Annotated in this window: 16 protein-coding genes and 3 pseudogenes; 8 read left to right on the top strand and 11 right to left on the bottom strand. The window is 69.7% G+C overall.

Annotation, left to right across the window (positions count from 1 at the left end; genetic code table 11):
* The 5 genes from OG335_RS35705 (at position 1) to OG335_RS35725 (ending at position 3,791) form a co-directional block, all read left to right on the top strand.
* Positions 1 to 216, top strand: coding sequence for an MbtH family protein (locus OG335_RS35705; protein ID WP_405009734.1), 216 nt, complete (start codon positions 1 to 3; stop codon positions 214 to 216).
* A 10-nt stretch (positions 217 to 226) separates the two neighbouring features.
* A complete protein-coding gene (locus tag OG335_RS35710; RefSeq protein ID WP_405009733.1) occupies positions 227 to 1,480 on the top strand; it encodes a cytochrome P450 in 1,254 nt (417 codons plus the stop codon).
* A gap of 26 nt (positions 1,481 to 1,506) precedes the next feature.
* Positions 1,507 to 2,265 carry an SRPBCC domain-containing protein gene (locus tag OG335_RS35715; RefSeq protein ID WP_405009732.1) on the top strand — a complete coding sequence of 253 codons (759 nt, stop codon included), beginning with the start codon at positions 1,507 to 1,509 and terminating at the stop codon, positions 2,263 to 2,265.
* Positions 2,265 to 2,471, top strand: a complete 207-nt coding sequence (locus tag OG335_RS35720) for a hypothetical protein (RefSeq protein WP_405009731.1) — start codon at positions 2,265 to 2,267, stop codon at positions 2,469 to 2,471. The genes OG335_RS35715 and OG335_RS35720 overlap by 1 nt, the downstream gene beginning before the upstream one ends.
* A gap of 204 nt (positions 2,472 to 2,675) precedes the next feature.
* Positions 2,676 to 3,791, top strand: a complete 1,116-nt coding sequence (locus OG335_RS35725; RefSeq protein WP_405009730.1) for a transposase — start codon at positions 2,676 to 2,678, stop codon at positions 3,789 to 3,791.
* Positions 3,792 to 3,827: 36 nt separating this feature from the next.
* On the opposite strand, the gene OG335_RS35730 is transcribed toward OG335_RS35725, so the two are convergent.
* The 7 genes and pseudogenes from OG335_RS35730 to OG335_RS35760 form a co-directional block, all read right to left on the bottom strand.
* On the bottom strand, positions 3,828 to 4,154 hold the full coding sequence (locus OG335_RS35730) for an integrase core domain-containing protein (RefSeq protein WP_405009729.1): 327 nt from the start codon (positions 4,152 to 4,154) through the stop codon (positions 3,828 to 3,830).
* Positions 4,135 to 4,734 (bottom strand): annotated as a pseudogene (locus OG335_RS35735) (IS30 family transposase); the annotation flags it as partial. The gene OG335_RS35730 and the pseudogene OG335_RS35735, both read right to left, overlap by 20 nt.
* A gap of 38 nt (positions 4,735 to 4,772) precedes the next feature.
* Positions 4,773 to 6,025 (bottom strand): IS3 family transposase gene (locus OG335_RS35740; RefSeq protein WP_405009726.1). Its coding sequence is split into 2 segments (ribosomal slippage): positions 4,773 to 5,683 and positions 5,683 to 6,025, totalling 1,254 coding nucleotides; the frame shifts between segments, so codons are not numbered across the junction.
* Between the two features lie 72 nt (positions 6,026 to 6,097).
* Positions 6,098 to 6,700 (bottom strand): annotated as a pseudogene (locus OG335_RS35745) (transposase); the annotation flags it as partial.
* Between the two features lie 74 nt (positions 6,701 to 6,774).
* Positions 6,775 to 7,560, bottom strand: a complete 786-nt coding sequence (locus OG335_RS35750) for an IS3 family transposase (protein ID WP_405009728.1) — start codon at positions 7,558 to 7,560, stop codon at positions 6,775 to 6,777.
* 154 nt (positions 7,561 to 7,714) lie between these two features.
* Positions 7,715 to 7,888 (bottom strand): annotated as a pseudogene (locus tag OG335_RS35755) (transposase); the annotation flags it as partial.
* Positions 7,860 to 8,324 carry a hypothetical protein gene (locus tag OG335_RS35760; RefSeq protein WP_405009727.1) on the bottom strand — a complete coding sequence of 155 codons (465 nt, stop codon included), beginning with the start codon at positions 8,322 to 8,324 and terminating at the stop codon, positions 7,860 to 7,862. The pseudogene OG335_RS35755 and the gene OG335_RS35760, both read right to left, overlap by 29 nt.
* A 46-nt stretch (positions 8,325 to 8,370) precedes the next feature.
* On the opposite strand from OG335_RS35760, the gene OG335_RS35765 reads away from it, so the two are divergent.
* A protein-coding gene (locus OG335_RS35765; RefSeq protein ID WP_405009726.1) for an IS3 family transposase occupies positions 8,371 to 9,623 on the top strand; the annotation gives its coding sequence in 2 pieces (ribosomal slippage) (positions 8,371 to 8,713 and positions 8,713 to 9,623; 1,254 coding nt in all).
* Here OG335_RS35765 and OG335_RS35770 read toward each other — a convergent pair.
* The 4 genes from OG335_RS35770 to OG335_RS35785 form a co-directional block, all read right to left on the bottom strand.
* Positions 9,607 to 9,993, bottom strand: coding sequence for a hypothetical protein (locus OG335_RS35770; protein WP_405009725.1), 387 nt, complete (start codon positions 9,991 to 9,993; stop codon positions 9,607 to 9,609). The genes OG335_RS35765 and OG335_RS35770 overlap by 17 nt on opposite strands.
* 288 nt (positions 9,994 to 10,281) lie before the next feature.
* Positions 10,282 to 11,286: an IS3 family transposase gene (locus OG335_RS35775; protein WP_405009724.1), complete on the bottom strand. Its 1,005-nt coding sequence runs from the start codon at positions 11,284 to 11,286 to the stop codon at positions 10,282 to 10,284.
* A 20-nt stretch (positions 11,287 to 11,306) separates the two neighbouring features.
* Entirely contained in the window at positions 11,307 to 11,690 is a 384-nt protein-coding gene (locus tag OG335_RS35780) for a transposase (protein ID WP_405009723.1), read from the bottom strand.
* 99 nt (positions 11,691 to 11,789) lie between these two features.
* Complete coding sequence (locus tag OG335_RS35785) at positions 11,790 to 12,017, bottom strand: integrase core domain-containing protein (protein WP_405015631.1); 228 nt, start codon at positions 12,015 to 12,017, stop codon at positions 11,790 to 11,792.
* A 252-nt stretch (positions 12,018 to 12,269) separates the two neighbouring features.
* On the opposite strand from OG335_RS35785, the gene OG335_RS35790 reads away from it, so the two are divergent.
* The gene (locus tag OG335_RS35790; protein ID WP_405009722.1) at positions 12,270 to 13,646 is read left to right on the top strand and encodes a DUF1254 domain-containing protein; all 1,377 of its coding nucleotides are present in this window, start codon (positions 12,270 to 12,272) and stop codon (positions 13,644 to 13,646) included.
* Between the two features lie 585 nt (positions 13,647 to 14,231).
* Positions 14,232 to 15,620, top strand: a complete 1,389-nt coding sequence (locus OG335_RS35795; RefSeq protein WP_405009721.1) for a DUF1254 domain-containing protein — start codon at positions 14,232 to 14,234, stop codon at positions 15,618 to 15,620.
* Positions 15,621 to 15,757 lie beyond the last annotated feature (137 nt).

Raw genomic sequence — 15,757 nt, forward strand, 5'->3', positions numbered from 1 at the left:
ATGACCAACCCCTTCGACGACCAGGACGGCACCTTCCTCGTCCTCGTCAACGACGAGAACCAGCACTCGCTCTGGCCGCAGTTCGCGGACGTCCCGGACGGCTGGGCCGTCGTCCACGGCCCCGACACCCACGCCGCCTGCCTGGAGTACGTCGAGGGGGCCTGGACCGACATGCGGCCCAGGAGCCTCGCCGACGCCATGGACGCCCAGCGGTAGCGCGGCCGACATGACCTCCACCGACACCCTGGACGGGGCCCGCGACACCGCGGGCCCCGCCCGGCCCGGCGACCTTGCCGCGGCCCTCTTCACCCCCGAGGCCCGGCGCGACCCGTACCCGTTCTACGCCCGCATGCGGCGCGAGGACCCGGTCCACCGCAGCACCCAGGGCATCTGGTACCTCACCCGGTACGCCGACGTCGAGGCGGCGCTGGGCGACCCGCGGCTGTCCAACGACCGGGACCGCATGACCCGCGCCTACACAGCGCTCGGCGGTGACCTCAAAGCACTCAGCCGGCTCACCGACCGACTCGGCCGGGTGATGACCAACACCGACCCGCCGGACCACGCCAGGCTGCGCAAACTGGCCAACAGAGCCTTCACCGCCCGGCGCGTCGAGGCCCTGCGCGACGGCGTCCAGCGGATCGTCGACCACCTCGTCGACGAGGCGGTCGCGGCCGGGCCGACCATGGACCTGATCGAGGCGGTCGCCTCCCCACTGCCGATGTCCGTCGTCTGCGAGCTCTTCGGCATCCCGGACGAGGACCGGCCGCAGGTCAAGAGCTGGTTCCAGCGCTTCGGCCGCCTGGCCGAGGACATCGACGAGTCCGAGGCGGCGATCGAACAGTACGAGGAGTACCTGTCCGGGCTCATCCGGCAGCGCCGGCGCGAACCGGGCGACGATCTGATCAGCGCCCTGGTCGCCACCCAGGCGCAGGACGACCGGCTCACCGACTCCGAACTGCTGTCCACCTGCTTCGTCCTCATCACCGCCGGAGACGAGACCACCACCCACCTGATCGGCAACGGCGCGCTCGCCCTGCTGCGCCACCCGGACCAGCTGGCCCGGCTGCGCGCGGACCCGCACCTGATCCGCGACGCCGTCGAGGAACTGGCCCGCTACGACACGGTGACCCAGGCGATCGTCCGGGTCGTCGCGCAGGACCTGGAGATCGGCGGGCGGACACTGCGGGAGGGCGAGCTGGTGTACCTGTTCCTCGGTGCGACCAACCGCGACCCCGAACGCTTCGAGGACCCCGACCGGCTCGACCTGTCCCGGCCCGGCAACCGCCACCTGAGCTTCGGCCACGGCCCGCACTTCTGCCTCGGCGGCCCGCTGGCCAAGCTCCAGGCGGAGGTCGCCGTCGGCACGCTGGTACGCCGGCTGCCCGAACTGCGGCTGGCCGACGGAGCGGAGCTGGACTGGCGGCCCAACCCGCTGCAACGGCGGCTGTGCACCCTCCCGCTCGCCCACCGACCGTGAACCACGACGAAGGAGCAGTACCGACCATGGCCCGAGAGTTCGAGGTCCGCCGGGAACAGGACCTGCCCGCCACGCCCCAGCAGGTCTGGGACGCGGTGGCCACCGGCGCCGGCAACCTGGGCTGGCTCTACCCGATGGAGGTCGAGCCGCGCGTCGGCGGAAAGGCCACCCGGGGCGACGCCACCGTCGTGGCCTGGGAACCGCCGCGGCACTTCGCCGTCCGGGCCACCCAGGACGGCGGATTCTCCAACACGCTCAGCTACCGCATCGAGCCGGCCGACGGCGGATCCAGCCACCTGCGGATGGGGATCCACTGGGTGCACACGGGCGTCGTCGACGAGGCGTGGGCCTGGGACGCCAAGACGGACGCGGCCGAGAAGCACGTCGACTTCTACCAGCACGGCCTCGCCGAGTACCTCCGGCACTTCGCCGGCCGCCCCGCCGCCTACGTCAGGGCCCAGCGCCCCGAACCCACCGCCGAGCCGGCCGACTTCGCCGCCCTGCGCCGACGCCTCGGCCTCGCCGACGACGCGGCCGTCGGCGACCGGTTCACGCTTCTCTCCCCCGGCCCGGGCAGTGACCCCGTGGACGTGGTCGTCGACTGGCTCAGCGACGACTTCGTCGGCCTGCGCGGCCCGGACGCCCTGTACCGGTTCTTCAACGGCAGCACCTGGAACGTGCCGATCTGGGTCGGCCACCACCTGTTCGCCGAGGACACCGACGAGCAACAGGACACCAAGGCGTGGACCGCCTGGCTCAACGACACCCAGAACCAGGAGCACTGATGGGAACCTCCACACAGACGCTGCTCTTCGCCGCCGAACTCATCGAGGAGAACGGCACCTACGCCCTCGTCGTCGAGGACGTGAGGAGGGGCACCGTCCAGACCACCCCGGTCCCCAAGAACATGGTCGACAAGCTCCCCACCTTCCTCTCCGCGCTCGCCGCCAAGCTCAACCCGCCGCCGCCGCCGCCGCGCCGCCGCTGGTAGCCGCTCCGGGTCCGCCGGCCCGGGCGCCACCGCGCTCGGGCCGGCCCCGCACCCGGAGAACGCCCACGGCGAAATGAAAGAGGCTCAACCTTGGGTATTCAACCGGGCAGGGTGATCTGACGCAAAGTTAGAGAAGGGTACTGCTGACCTGCAAGGATGTGATTGCGACGTCATATCCGAGCAAGGATCAGGAGCACCCTTCTGGTGAGCGAGCGTACAGGGTGGGACCGGCGGCTGTCTGTGGCCGCCGACGGGAAAGGGCTGGTCGGGCACGCCGGGGTGGTGCTGCTGCACCAGGTCGCGGACCGCGTCGGGCTGACCGCCGCGCTGGGCCGCCTGTGGCCGGGCGGCGGTAGTGCGACTTGGCGCGACCGCGCGCATGTGCTGCTCGGGCTGGCGGGCGCGATCGTGCTCGGGGCGAAAAACCTGTCCGAGGCCGAGCAGTTGCAGATCCACCACACCGCCCTCCTCGGCACTGCGGCCTCGGACACCACGACGCACCGAGCCCTGGCCGTACTGGACGAGCCGCAGTTGAACCGGATCGCGAAGGCCCGCGCCCGGGTCCGCCGGCACGTGTGGGGCCTGCTGCACCTGCGGCCCGGTGGCTTCCCCTGGCTGGCCGTGGCGGGCAAGCGGCTGACCGGGTGGATCGTCATCGACGTCGACGCCACGATCATCCTGTCCTCCTCGAACAAGATCGGGTCGGCGGTCACGTTCAAGAAGACGTGGGGCTTCCACCCGCTCGCGTGCTGGTGCGCGAACACGCAGGAGTCGCTGTCGATGCTGCTGCGGCCGGGCAACGCCGGTTCCAACACCGTCGCCGACCACATCACCGTGCTCACGGCCGCGCTCGGGCAGATCCCGGGCTCGAGCGCCGCGAAGATCCTGGTGAGGATCGACGGCGCGGGCGCCACCCATGACCTGCTGGAACACCTGGAGGCGTTGAACACCGCCCGACACACGGTGCGCTACCTGGTCGGCTGGACGATCACCGAGGACGACGAGAAGGCGATCGCGAAGCTGCCGGACAGTGCGTGGGAGACCTCCCTACGGCAGAGCGGAGAGGTCCAGGAGGGCTACAGCGTCGCGGAGTTGACCGGCCTGAACACCCGGCCCGGCTGGCCCGTCGGCATGCGGCTGCTCGTGCGCCGGGTCCGCCCTGCCGGGCGGCACCAGAAGAAGCTGACCGCCTTCGAGAAGCGGACCGGCTGGAAGTACTCGGTCATCGCCACGAACGTCCGGCACATGTGGGGGATCGCCGGCTCGCACCAGCCGCAGTGGCTGGACGCGCTCGCCCGCGCCCACGCCGTCGTGGAGTGAGCTGCCCCGAGTTTCGTGGAGTCCGCGATCGTGTGATCAAGCGGTCTGCGGGACTGGCTCCAGGCTCGCCCGGTACGCCTGTTCGTACTCGTCGGGCGGGACGTAGCCCAGGGCGGAGTGGAGTCGTTCACCGTTGTACCACGCGACCCACTGGAAGAGGGCCCGCTCGACCTCGTCGAAGTCCCGCCATGGCCCCTGATGTTCGATCAGTTCGGCCTTGAATGTGCCGTTCAGGGCCTCTGCCATCGCGTTGTCGTACGAGTCCGCGACGGATCCGACCGACGCTGAGGCGCCGACCTCGGCCAGTCGCTCCGTGTAGCGAATGGACACGTATTGGGTGAGTTCAACCAGTCGTTGCAACACCGGGGTGTTGCAACGAGCGTAGCTGCTCTTCGAAGACCTCGGCCGGTGTCCGCCAGCCGAGGACTTTGCGGGGCCGGTTGTTGATCGCCATGGTGACGGCTTCGAGGTCCGTGGACGACCAGCGGGAGAGATCGGTGCCCTTCGGGAAGTACTGACGCAGTAGCCCGTTCGTGTTCTCGTTCGTCGGTCGTTGCCAGGGTGAGTGCGGATCGGCGAAGAACACCTTCGTCCCGGTATCGAGAGCGAACTGGGCATGACCGGAGAGTTCCTTCCCGCGGTCCCAGGTGAGGGTCTTGCGTAGCTGCTCGGGCAGCTGCGTCATCGACGTGGTGAGCGCCGCGTTCATCGCGATCGCGCCATAGCCCCCGAGCGAGGGGCCGTTCTTCGCGGGCGGGCTGTCGCCCCAGCCGTCGAGCCGGGGCAGGTGCACCAGGAGCGTGGAGCGGCTGCAGCGCTCGACAAGCGTGCCGATCGCGGAGCGGCCCGTCCCGATGATCAAATCGCCTTCCCAGTGTCCGGGGACCGCCCGGTCCCCGGCCTCGGCGGGGCGTTCGCTGAGGACGACGTTCGCGGTGACATGGGGCCTTCCCCCGCGGAGGTGGACACGCGTCGGGTTGGTTATGCAGCCAGCGTGAGCCTATCGGACTCCCGCCGGTACTGGTTTTCGTAGGCTATGGGGCTGAGCTGTCCGTTGGCGGAGTGCCTGCGGCGGGTGTTGTAGCGGGTGAGCCACCGGAAGACGGTGCGTCGGCAGAGTTCCGTTCCCGGGTAGTGGTGGGCCCCGCGTAGGGTCTCGCGCTTGAGGGTGGCGTGGAAGCTCTCGCAGGCGGCATTGTCGGCGGAGGTGCCCACCGTGCCCATGGACTGGGTGACGCCCAACTCGCCGCACAAGTCGGCGAATTCACGCGATGTGTACTGGGCTCCGTGGTCTGAGTGAAAGATCGCGCCGCCCAGGCCGCCGCGGGTGGCGGCAGCCATCCGCAGGGCATCGGCAACGAGTTCGGTGCGCATGTGGGCGGCGACGGACCAGCCCACGACCCGGCGGCTGAAGCAGTCCAGGACGGTGGCCAGGTAGAGGAAGTCGCCTTCACCGGTGGGGAGATAAGTGATGTCGCCCATGTACTTCAGGCCGGGCGCGGGGGCGGTGAAGTCCCGCTGGAACAGGTCCGGCACCGGTGTCGCCGACGGCTCGGGGATCGTGGTGCGGACCCGCTTGCGCAGGCGTATGCCCTGGATGGAGAACTTGCGCATCACGCGGGCCACTCGTTTCTCGTTGATTTTCCGGCCGTCGGCGCGGAGCTCGGCGGTGACCCGCGGGGAGCCGTAGGCGCCGTCGGAGTCGGCGTGGACGGCCCGGATCTGTTCGGCCAGGGCCTGGTCGGCGGCCTCCCGCGCGGTCCGCGCGTCGGCCCCGCCCCGCCACTTGTAGTAGCTGGAGCGGTTCACGCCCAGCACCTGGCACAACCGCTTCACGCCGAAGGCGTCCCGGTGGTCGTGGACGAACTGGAAGCGGTTCACCAGTTCGTCTCGCCGGCGAAATACTTGGCCGCCTTGCGCAGGATGTCCCGCTCGGTGGCCAGCTTCCGCTCGCTCGCCTCAAGCTCGGCCACCCGGGCCTCCAGCTGCCGGATCCGCTCGTCCGAGTCGGCGGACGGTGCCGGCTGTCCCGTCCGGGCCGGCGCTGCCCCACCTGCCCGAGCGGCCGCCGGGGCCCCGACGCGACGTTCCCGGTCCCGCAGCACCCAATCGCGCAGCGTCGCCCTGTTAATGCCCAGGTCGGCGGCGATGCTCTTGTAGGTCGCCCCGGGCGTGGACTCGTACAGGGCCACGGAATCGGCCTTGAACTCGTCCGAGTAGTCCTTCATCGCCATCGGCGGTGTTCTCGCTTCCTCCGGATCAAGCAGATCCAGTATCAGCGTGTCCGCTACTCAGGGGGAGGCCCCATGCCCCTGGGGTTTGTTCTGCGACCGTGCGCGGGGAGTCCGCAGCGCCCGGCCGGTGCGCAGACACGTGACCAGTTCCCGCTTGAGCGCGCCACGGCCCTCAATGAACAGGGCCTGGTAGATCGCTTCATGGCTGATGCGCATGGACTCATCATCGGGGAAGTCGGCACGGAGCCGGTGCGAGATCTGTTCCGGGCTCCATGCCGTTGCCCATCGTCGGTCCTGCCGATGCGGCTTGTTCAGCCCCTTCCACGTCTTCGTCTCCGGCCCGCTGACGATCGTGCCGTCGGGGCGACGGACACTGCCGGCGAGCCGGTCCTGCACGTACTCACGCAACCGGTCGTTGCCTGCGAGCTTCGCGGTCTTCGGGCGCTTCGCCGCCTGCTGGGCCTTCCACTGCGCCACCAAAGCCCGGTAGACCGGCTTGCCGCCCCGGGTCGCCGCATTGCGGCGCAGCTCGCGTGAGATCGTGCCCGGGTCGCGGCCGATCCTGCGGGCGATCTCGCGCACGCCGAACTCCTGGGCGCGTAGCAGCGCGATCTCCTCACGCTCAGCGAACGACAGATAGCGGCCCGTGGGCTCATCCAGGCTGATCGGCGGCATCCCCCCAGCGTGACGGAACCACCGGGATCCGACCGGCCATGAAACACCGACAGCCGCCGCGGCCTCTGCCGTCGTCACTCCCGACGCGATCCGCTGCCAGAAGTCCCGCTGCACTGCACGAGACGGCTCCGGCCGCCCCGGTGAACGCATCGGTGGTCGCATCGCCCGATCCGCTGCCCACTGACGTCGCGCTCCCGCCGGCACCTTCTGCCTCTGGCCCCGTCCCATCGCAAACCTCCGTGATCAAGGTGTTGCGACGACCGGTTGAATCCGCCTTGCGACCCGCGGTCGCTGTGGTGGATGAGTTCGGCGTCCTTCTTGATCTTCTGTCGCCACAGTGCCATCTCCAGCGCGTCCAGCGGCAGGTCGGTTCGCATGTGATCGGCGATCTGCCAGCCCACGATCCGGCGGGAGTACGCGTCCAGGACGAACGCGACGTAGACCCAGCCCGACCAGGTCCGCACGTAGGTCAGATCGGCCAGCCACAGCTGGTTCGGGCGCCCGGCGGCGAAGCGGCGGTTGACCAGGTCCGGCGGGCGGGGTGCGGCCGGCTCCGGGATCGTGGTGCGGCGGCGCCGGCCTCGGATCACGCCCTCGATGCCGAGCTCGCGCATCAGCCGCTCGACGGTGCAGCGCGCCACCTCGTGCCCGGCCCGGACCAGCGCGCGGGTGATGCGGCGGGCCCCGTAGGTGCGACCGGAGTCCTCCCACACCGCTGTGACCAGCACAATCAGCTCCTCGTCGCGCAGACGGCGGGCCGACTTCGGCCGCACCTTGCGCGCGAAGTACGTCGACGCAGACAGGTCCAGCACCCGGCATACGGGATCGACCCCGAAGCCCTCTCGCAGGTGGTCTATCACTCCCCCAGAGGGGGTACCCCCAGCTCGGCCTCGTCCGGGGACGGTCGATCTCCTGGGCAAAAAACACGCTGGCGGCCTTGAGAATCTCGTTGGCCCGTCTCAACTCGGCATTCTCTTTGCGGAGTTCCTTCAGCTCGTCCTGCTCGACGGTGGTGAGGCGGTCGTCACGCTCACCGGCGTCGGCCTCGGCCTGACGGACCCAGGACCGCAGGGCCTCCTTGTGGATGCCCAGGTCGCGGGCCACATGGGCGACGGGCCGGCCGGTCGAACGGACCTCCCGAACGGCGCGCTCGCGGAGTTCATCGGGGTACTTGCGTGGTGCTGGCATTGCTCGTGGTTCTCCTTACGCCTGGATCGTAACAAACCCAGACATCAGGGACTCCACGAAAGCCGGAGCAGCTCAAGGTGAGGATCACTGGCGCACTGCCTGTCGGCGCCTGATAGGCGTTGAGCTGCTTCAGAGCCCGAACGGCACGACGCCGCGCAGCGGGGGCAGTGGCGACATCCATCTCGTCCAACCCGTCCAGTACGGGCAGCACCTGGTGGCGGTCGACGAGGTGCTGTGCATCGCGGCGGGTGATGCCCTGACTGCGGAACTGCTCGTGGATCTGCTCGACGAGAAAGGTCTGCAGGGACAGCGCCGGATCCCACCCGGCGAGCGAACAGCGCACCGGGACGCGTTCGTTCGGGATCCGATCAGGATGGATGAGCAGGCCGAGCACGAGCTCGATCGCCAGCGGGGCCTCCCCCTGAGTAGCGGACACGCTGATACTGGATCTGCTTGATCCGGAGGAAGCGAGAACACCGCCGATGGCGATGAAGGACTACTCGGACGAGTTCAAGGCCGATTCCGTGGCCCTGTACGAGTCCACGCCCGGGGCGACCTACAAGAGCATCGCCGCCGACCTGGGCATTAACAGGGCGACGCTGCGCGATTGGGTGCTGCGGGACCGGGAACGTCGCGTCGGGGCCCCGGCGGCCGCTCGGGCAGGTGGGGCAGCGCCGGCCCGGACGGGACAGCCGGCACCGTCCGCCGACTCGGACGAGCGGATCCGGCAGCTGGAGGCCCGGGTGGCCGAGCTTGAGGCGAGCGAGCGGAAGCTGGCCACCGAGCGGGACATCCTGCGCAAGGCGGCCAAGTATTTCGCCGGCGAGACGAACTGGTGAACCGCTTCCAGTTCGTCCACGACCACCGGGACGCCTTCGGCGTGAAGCGGTTGTGCCAGGTGCTGGGCGTGAACCGCTCCAGCTACTACAAGTGGCGGGGCGGGGCCGACGCGCGGACCGCGCGGGAGGCCGCCGACCAGGCCCTGGCCGAACAGATCCGGGCCGTCCACGCCGACTCCGACGGCGCCTACGGCTCCCCGCGGGTCACCGCCGAGCTCCGCGCCGACGGCCGGAAAATCAACGAGAAACGAGTGGCCCGCGTGATGCGCAAGTTCTCCATCCAGGGCATACGCCTGCGCAAGCGGGTCCGCACCACGATCCCCGAGCCGTCGGCGACACCGGTGCCGGACCTGTTCCAGCGGGACTTCACCGCCCCCGCGCCCGGCCTGAAGTACATGGGCGACATCACTTATCTCCCCACCGGTGAAGGCGACTTCCTCTACCTGGCCACCGTCCTGGACTGCTTCAGCCGCCGGGTCGTGGGCTGGTCCGTCGCCGCCCACATGCGCACCGAACTCGTTGCCGATGCCCTGCGGATGGCTGCCGCCACCCGCGGCGGCCTGGGCGGCGCGATCTTTCACTCAGACCACGGAGCCCAGTACACATCGCGTGAATTCGCCGACTTGTGCGGCGAGTTGGGCGTCACCCAGTCCATGGGCACGGTGGGCACCTCCGCCGACAATGCCGCCTGCGAGAGCTTCCACGCCACCCTCAAGCGCGAGACCCTACGCGGGGCCCACCACTACCCGGGAACGGAACTCTGCCGACGCACCGTCTTCCGGTGGCTCACCCGCTACAACACCCGCCGCAGGCACTCCGCCAACGGACAGCTCAGCCCCATAGCCTACGAAAACCAGTACCGGCGGGAGTCCGATAGGCTCACGCTGGCTGCATAACCAACCCGACGCGTGTCCACCTCCGCGGGGGAAGGCCCAGCAACGTCTTGCCGGCCCCCGGCTCGCCGGTGATGACAAGCCGAGCCGGACGCAGCCTCTGGTAGTAGTCGACAACATCAGTCAGCGTGCCTGCCAATTGCGCGCCTTGAGCATTGTTCGCAGGCTCGACCCGATGACTGAACGCCAGATCGATGCGATGCGCGCCGGGACCGATCAGCTGCGCCCGCTGGCGGGTCTCGGCGGTGAGCACGGCACTGGCGAGAACCTGCACCAGGGTGCCCGGGTCTGCGGCGGCCTCCGTACGGCGGAGCATGTAGAAGGACAGGAGAAGACCCGCGGGGGCACTCAGGGCGCCGAGCACACTGGCCACCGGATCTGCCGACCCGAACCCTGAGACGAGCGCTACTGTCGTCAGGCCCACGACGGGGACGACGCAGAGCGCGACGGCGGATCTCCAACCCCATGAACGTAACACGACCAGATTCCTCAACACGTCTGTTCTGCAAGGACGATGACATTTTCGACAGGCTGGCACGGTAGCGTGTGGGTGAAGCGGATGCGAGTGACCTTGAGCTGCTCCGTCCACCGTTATGAAGGCGTGAGCTTGCTCCGCTTTGACGGGCCGGAAGATTTCAAGTCCAGTGAGACGGTCGTGAGGCTATGAGGTTTGTGGTGCGGGCTCGCGGCGCTTGGCGGGGTCGTTGATCCACGCCGTCGGCGGGATCTCGGGTGGTCTGGGGCGGCGGCCGAAGCGTTCGGGGTGGTGTGCGTAGGCCTGGGCGAGGGTGACGGCCCGCTGGTCGCGGATCTCCTCGGCGGTGCCGAAGTGGACGCTGGCGGGCGTGTGAAGTGCGATGCCCGAGTGCCGGTGTTCGTGGTTGTAGTACGAGATGAAGGCGTCGAACCATTCGCGGGCGTGGGCCAGGGAGTCGAACCGCTCGGGATAGTCGGCCATGTACTTGGTGGTCTTGAACTGTGCCTCGCTGTAGGGGTTGTCGTTGGAGACCCTGGGGCGTGAGTGGCTCCGGGTGACGCCGAGATCGATCAGCAGCTGGGAGACCTTCTTGGAGGTCATGGAGGTGCCGCGGTCGGCGTGCACGGTCTCGGGGACGATGCCGTTGCGCGCGATGGTCTCGCGGATCAGCTCCTCGGCCCGTTCGGCTGATTCGGCCGCCTCGACGGTGTGGCCGACGATGTAGCGGCTGAAGATGTCGATGATGACGTAGGCGTGGTACCAGATGCCCTTGCCGGGGCCGGCTGCTTTGGTGATGTCCCAGGTGAACACCTGGGATGGGCCGTCGGCGACGAGTTCGGGCACTGTCTTGGCCGGGTGGGTGGCCTGGCGGCGGCGCTCACCGGACTGCCCCCGTTCGCGCAGGATCCGGTACATCGTGGAGACCGAGCAGTGGTAGCGCCCGGTGTCCAGTTCACGGGCCCAGATCTGCGCGGGCGGCAGCTCGGCGTACTCGGGGCTGTTCATCAACGCCAGTACCGCATCACGCTCTTCGGCTGTCAGGGCCGACGGCTGGACCTGCGGGGACCTGGGCTGGCGCGCGGGCGGCGGCTTCAGCCTGCGGTAGTGGGTGGCCCGGGAGCGGCCGGTCAGCCGGCACGCTGCCGTGATGCCCAGCTCGTGTTCGACGGCGGTGAAGGCCTCGTCCACGACGGGATCGGCGGCGTGCCTCAGTCCGCGCTCTCGGAGATCATTTCCAAGAGCGCCGACGCTTTTCCCAGGACCTCCAATGCGGCCTTGTTCCGGGCGAGTTCCTTCTCCAGCCGTTCCACCTGCCGGCGCAGTTTCTCGTTCTCGGCCTCGGCGGCGGACTTCTTCGGGCGGACCGGGCTCGTGCGGCGGTCGGCCAGGTTTTCCAGGGCGCCGGCATCGCGCGCGGCCCGCCATTCGGTGACGTGGGAGTGGTACAGGCGCTCGCGGCGCAGGACCGCACCCTTCTCACCCTCGGGCGCGGCGTCGTACTCGGCGACGATCCGCAGCTTGTACTCGGGGCTGAACGTGCGGCGCTTCGGCTTGGGAGCCGGGCTGGCAGCGGACGGATTGGTGCTGGTCATCAGGGGTGGAACTCCTACTCGGGGCCCTCTCAGGCTAACCCGACAAAGCGGGATGTCTCACCCAAGGCTGACAGAGAGGGGGCACCATCGGTGTGGTGGTCAGGCCGCGAGGGCGGTCTCGTACTCGGCGGGACTGCGGTAGCCGAGGCTGCCGTGCAGCCTTCGTATGTTGTACCAGGCCTCGATCCACTCGAATATCGCGGAGCGGGCTGCTGCCCGGCTCGGCCACGGCCGGTTGCCGAGCAGCTCGTGCTTCAGCGTGACGAAGAAGGACTCGGCGAGCGCGCTGTCCCAGCACTGTCCGGTGCGGCCAACTGGCAGTCGGATTCCGAACTCGCGTGCAAGGTAAGAGAATTCACGACTGGTTGAATCCGCCTTCTTCCCCCGTGCTCTCCATGATGGACATCATCCTTCCGGGGCCGAAGCCCCTGATCAGGAGTGTCCGTCAAAGCGAATCAAGCCCGGTCCGGATCTTCCGTGAATCCGCCGCGCCGGTCCCCGGGCGGGGCGCCCGGGGACTGCCCGGTTGCCGTCGGTTCGGTGACCGCCGAGGGTGGGGGCAGGTTTTGTCCTGATTCGGTGGGGTCGATCGGAGTGGACGTGGGCGTGGAGTCGTTGCTGGAGCAGATCGCGCAGGGGCACGGGAAGGCCCGCGGGGACGAGGGGTACTGGGTGGGGATGGCGGCGTTCCGCTACGGCTACCCGCTGGTGGAGATGCACCGCAGCCTGTGGGAGTGGCACGTCGACACGAGCGCGCCCACCCACATGGGGGCGATCAACGAGGTGCACCACACCCCGCGCCGGGCGGAGCCGGAGGACACCTACTTCGTCACCCCGATCGTCGATGCGCCGTACTCGCGCACGTTCGTGGACCTGAGTGCCGGGGCGGTGGTGCTGTCGGTGCCGCCGGTCGAGGACCGGTACTTCACCGTGCAACTGCTGGACATGTACACCAACAGCTTCGCCTACGTCGGCACCCGCACCGGCGACACCGTCGGCGGTGACTACCTGCTCACCGGCCCCGGCTGGCGCGGCACCGCACCCCCCGGCATCACCCGCGTCATCTCCGCCCCCACCGCGCTGATCTGCCTGCTGGCCCGGGTCGCCATCCTGGACGACGACGTGCCCGCCGCCGTCGCAGTCCAGGGGCGGATCGCCCTGCGCCAAGCCGACCCGCGGGCGCCCGCCCCCGACCCGGCCGGCAACCCGCCGGCACGCGACTTCCGCACCGGCGACCCGCTGGACTTCTACCGGATGCTCGCCGACTGCCTCACCGCCAGCCCACCACCCGCCACCGACGCCGGCGTCCTGGGCCTGCTCGCACCGCTGGGCATCGCTCCGCACCGGTCCTTCGACCCGGACGTCCTGCACCCGGCCGCACTCGACGGCCTGCGGCGCGCGGTCGCCGACAGCCTGCGCGACCTCTACGCGGACATGCCCTTCGCCGGCCCGGCCCGCAACGGCTGGGTCATGGTCGACCCCGGCACCATCGGTGACTGGGGCACCGACTACTACTCCCGCCTGGAGGTCGCCCAGCTCGGCCTGCTCGCCAACAAGGCCCAGGAGGCGTACTACGTCGGCGCCATGCTGGACGCCGACGGCCGGCCGATGTCCGGCGACCACACCTACGAGATCCGCTTCACCCCCGGAGACTTCCCGCCGGTGGGCGCGTTCTGGTCGGTGACCATGTACCTCAACCCCGAAGGGTTCCTGGTCGAGAACCCGATCGGCCGCTACCACCTCGGCTCCCTCACCAAGGGCCTGCAGTACGGCACCGACGGCTCACTGACCTTCTACCTCCAGCGCGAGAACCCCGGCCCCGACAAGGAGGCCAGCTGGCTGCCCACCACCGGACCCGGCGCCCTGTTCCGCCTCATCCTGCGTCAGTACCTGCCCCACCCCGACATCCTCACCGGCCGCTACACACCCCCTGCCATCACCCGCACCGACACGTGACGCGAGCACCTGTCCTCCGGGAGAGGGCGTCGGGCAACTCGCTTGTCAGGCAAGCCGGTTGCGCCGGGGTGTGACCATGGTCGACTTCGTCGGCCGTTGATCCGCCCCGGCGATGGCCGAGCGATCTCCAGCCCCTTCGCCCGGGTCCGGACACGACTCGACGAGTTCATGCCGGCAGGTCCGCCCTCACCCGTCGGTGCGGTTGAAGGCAGTGGGGTGCCGGTTCGGCATGTTGGTATCGCATGCCGGGGGGCAGGCGTGCCGGATTCGAGGTCGTGTTCCGCCTCTACGGCCCCGAGGACGCCTACGCCCGGAAGACCTGGACCCTGCCCGGCCTCCAGCGCGTCTGACACCACCACCATCCGTTCGTCCCGGTCCCCGGGAGGGCTGGGGGCGATCGCCCGGGCGCTCCACCATCGGCGTGCTCGGCCGGGTACACGAGAACGTGTGCTCGTACAGTGCGCCGATCAACCGTTCGGCCGTGCGCGATGGCGGCCCGTCCTCCGGGCCGGAAGGGTGGCGCGCAAGGCGTGGCTGTCGTCCGCACCGCGTGCGGCGGCCCGGGAGCACGCGGAAGGGGTCGTCGTGGCGGATCAGGTGGAGTTCGAGGGCGGGTACCCGGCGATGCCGAGCGCGCGAGCGGCGCTGGAGCGCCGGGACCGGCGCCGGGCGGTGGAGGCGTACCGGTTCTTCTACCCGACGGTGTCGATGGAGGGCATCTTCCACGGCACCCGGCAGGCCGGGGCCGTGGACAACGAGACGGCCCTGCTGTTCGTCGCCCGCCCGCACCACCTCGGCTTCACCCTGAACTCCGACACCCCGTACTCGGGCGGCATCCTCGACCTGCGCAAGAGCGGCCCGATGGTGATCGACCTGCCACCCGGTCCGCTGGTCGGGCTGGTGGACGACCACCACCACCGCTGGATCACCGACCTCGGCCTGCCCGGCGTGTACGGCCCCAAGGGCGGCAAGCACCTCCTGCTGCCTCCCGGCTACGACGGCCCGGTGCCGGCCGACGGCTACGAGGTGGTCCGAAGCGACACCTGGACCGTCTTCGCCCCACTGCGGGCGCTGCCCCTGGGCGGCGACGTGGACAAGGCCAAGCAGCTCCTCACCTCGGTCCGCTTCTACCCGCTCGCCCAGGCCGGCAGCCCGCCGCCGTACGCCGTCACCGACTTCAGCGACCGGAGCATCGACTGCACCTGCCTGAAGTGGGAGGACAACCTGGAGTACTGGCGCGTCCTGCACCAGGTGATCGACACCGAACCCGCCATCGAGGAACTACGCCCCGTGCTCGGCCTGCTCGCCGAACTCGGCATCGAGGCCGGCAAGCCCTTCGACCCCGACGAGCGCACGGCCGCGCTGCTCACCGACGCCGCCCGCCAGGGCCGCGACGAGATGCTGGTCACCGCCTTCGCCTCCGACCGCCCCGACCGCATCGCCTGGCCCGACCGCACCTGGGAGTGGGCGAGCCTGCGCCCGGAGAACGGCACCTTCGAACGCGAGGGCTCCCTCGACGTCGAGGCCAAGGACCGCTGGTTCATCCAAGCGATCATCGCCTCACCCGCGATGTTCGGCCGCGCCGTCGGCCAGGGCTCGGTGTACTGGCTCGGCCTGCGCGATGCCGACGGCACCTACCTCGACGGCGGCCGGAGCTACCGGCTCACCGTGCCCCTGCCCGTACCGGCCGGCCTGTTCTGGTCACTGACCGCCTACGACGCGCAGACCCGCTCCGAGGTCGACGCCGACCAGGGCCAGCCCGCGCTCCGCTCGCTCTTCGACAAGCTCGAACCGGACGGCACCGACAGCGTCGACCTGTACTTCGGCCCCACCGAACCGGACGGCGCCGACGGCCGCTGGATCCAGACCGTGCCGGGCCGGGGCTGGTTCAGCTACTTCCGCATCTACGGCCCCCAGCAGGCCGCCTTCGACGGCACCTGGAAGCCCGGCGACTTCGAACCCCTCGCCCCGTAGCGGCAACCCCGCACCCACGACGGGCGGCCCGGTCGGCCGCGGCCGACGCAGGCATCGGCCTCCGCGCCGATGACTTCGCAGCAACCCTGCGCCGGTTGACCGACGCAGCGAAGCTCGGCCCCTTACCGTGTGCTCGG

The organism is Kitasatospora sp. NBC_01539, from assembly GCF_045040525.1.
Lineage (GTDB): Bacteria > Actinomycetota > Actinomycetes > Streptomycetales > Streptomycetaceae > Kitasatospora.